We start from the raw sequence: 2,433 nt of genomic DNA, 5'->3' as shown, positions 1-2,433 counted from the left end.
AAAAACAGAAAGCGCTAGAGTATTACAGCCAGTCGCTTCCCCTGAGACGGGCAACAGGCGATCGCCGTGGGGAAGCTACCACCCTCCACAACATCGGCAGAGTCTACTCAGATTTGGGAGAAAAACAGAAAGCGCTAGAGTATTACAGCCAGTCGCTTCCCCTATTTCGGGCAACCGGCGATCGCCGTGGGGAAGCTACCACCCTCTATGGTATTGCCTATGCCAAACGCGCTCAAGGCAATCTCACTGAAGCGCTCACTAACATTGAATCCTCTCTCAAAATCATCGAAAACCTCCGCACCAAAATAGCCAGCCCAGAACTCCGCAGCTCATACTTTGCCACAGTACAGAACCACTACGAATTCTACATCGATTTGTTAATGCAACTGCATAAAACTAATCCTAAATCCGGTTATGATACAAAAGCCTTAGAAGCCAGCGAACGTTCGAGGGCCCGCAGTCTCCTCGAACTCCTCCAAGAAAGTAACGCCAACATTCGCGAAGGTATTTCCCCCGATTTACTGCAACAAGAAAAGAGCGTGCAACAGCAACTCGATGACATTGAAAAACAGCGCATCGAAACAATCAGCAGCCCCAACCCCAACGCAACTAAAATCGATGAAATCGACAAACAGCGCCTCGCACTTTTGCAACAATATCAGGAAGTTCAAACCAAGATTCGTACCGCCAGCCCCCGCTACGCTGCCCTCACCCAACCCCAACCTTTAACGCTACCAGAAATTCAGAAACAGATTCTCGATGAAAACACGATTTTATTGCAATATTCCCTCGGCAAAGACCGCAGTTATTTGTGGGTTGTGACATCAACAGGAGTAACCAGCTATGAATTACCAAAACGCGCAGATATTGAAACAGCAGCTAAGAACTTCCTAGAGACAATAACTAGCCCAATCCAGAGAAATATTCCCCAACAAGTTGCCCAAGCAAGTGCAAATCTGGGTCGAGTAATTTTACAACCCGCAGCAGCCCAATTAGGCAATAAACGCTTATTAATTGTTCCCGACGGCGTGCTGCACTATACCCCTTTTCAAGCTTTAAATATTTCCCAAACCGCCGGACAAAATACCAATGTTCCCTTAATAGTCGAACATGAAATTATCACTCTGCCTTCTGCCTCAACTCTCGCCATTCTCAGGCAAAATTACGGAGATAGAAAACCACCAAGCCGAAATTTAGCAATTTTAGCAGATCCTGTTTTCAGTCCAGAGGATGAAAGAATTAAAGGAAAAATTACCCAAGCAACAACAGAAAAATTAGAAGCAAATAACCTCGGTTTAAATCAATCGCTTCGTGCTTCTAATCGGCAATGGCCACCCGAACGCCTCGCATTTACCCGCCAAGAAGCCCAAACGATATCCAGCTTATTTCCCTCAGCTTCTAGCACTCAAAAGATTGATTTTGATGCCAGCCGCACTACTGCTACCGACGGCAGTTTAGCTAATTATCAAATCGTTCACTTTGCCACCCACGGCCTTGCCAACAGCCAAAATCCCGAACTGTCAGGAATTGTGATGTCGATGGTAGATGACAAGGGCAATCTTGTCAATGGTTTTTTGCGCCTCACGGATATTTTCAACTTGAAACTGGCGGCAAATTTAGTAGTTTTAAGTGCTTGTCAATCGGGCATGGGACAGAATGTTAGAGGCGAAGGAATGGTGGGATTAACAAGGGGTTTTATGTATGCGGGGGCGCAGCGGGTGGCGGTGAGTTTGTGGAATGTGGATGATGAAGGAACTTCTGTGTTAATGCAAAAGTTTTATCAAAAAATGGTGCAACAAAAGTTAGCGCCGGCGGCAGCTTTGAGGGCGGCGCAGATTGAAATGATGCAGGAGGAAAAATGGAAATCTCCCTATTATTGGGCGGCTTTTACCCTTCAGGGCGAGTGGAAATGATACAGCACTTTTGCTGGTAAGTAAGTACATAGCCCTTGTAGGGACACGGCAATGCCTATTGGTGTCAACAAACACGTTAAATCGGTAGTCCGATAGTCCGACAATCCGACAATCCGACAGTCCGATAGTCCGACAATCCGACAGTCCGACAATCCGACAGTCCGACAATCCGACAGTCCGACAGTCCGACAATCCGATAGTCCGACAATCCGATAGTCCGATAGTCCGACAATCCGATAGTCCGACAATCCGATAGTCCGATAGTCCGACAATCCGACAGGGAATGAATTCCCTGTCTAATAGCTAAAGTCCTCTGAAGAGGACTAATGAGTTTAAAAATTCGGCGTTGCTGGGCGTTGCTAAATACAGGTAGGAATTCAGATTTCCCAATTGCTATAAAACCAGTATGGTCAGTTTTGTAACATCAAGCAAAAAGTTGATTCCTACCGCGAATCAGCAACGTCAAAAATTCTTCTTCCCAGTCCTCATAGCGAGGACTTTCACTATGAGACAGGGGTTT

Annotated in this window: 2 protein-coding genes; one reads left to right on the top strand and one right to left on the bottom strand. The window is 46.2% G+C overall.

All coding sequences use genetic code 11. The annotated features are described in order from the left end of the window. Positions 1 to 1,913: CHAT domain-containing tetratricopeptide repeat protein (locus QUA88_RS10080; protein WP_333271507.1), on the top strand; the 1,913-nt coding region annotated here is incomplete at its 5' end. Here the strand turns inward: QUA88_RS10080 and QUA88_RS10075 are convergent. Then, on the bottom strand, positions 1,895 to 2,161 hold the full coding sequence (locus QUA88_RS10075; RefSeq protein ID WP_333271505.1) for a hypothetical protein: 267 nt from the start codon (positions 2,159 to 2,161) through the stop codon (positions 1,895 to 1,897). The genes QUA88_RS10080 and QUA88_RS10075 overlap by 19 nt on opposite strands. Positions 2,162 to 2,433 lie beyond the last annotated feature (272 nt).

Origin of the sequence: Microcoleus sp. D3_18_C2, assembly GCF_036702395.1 — a bacterium.
GTDB lineage: Bacteria > Cyanobacteriota > Cyanobacteriia > Cyanobacteriales > Microcoleaceae > Microcoleus.
The sequence above is the reverse complement of the archived record's forward strand: the minus strand, read 5'-3'. Positions and strand labels throughout refer to the sequence as shown.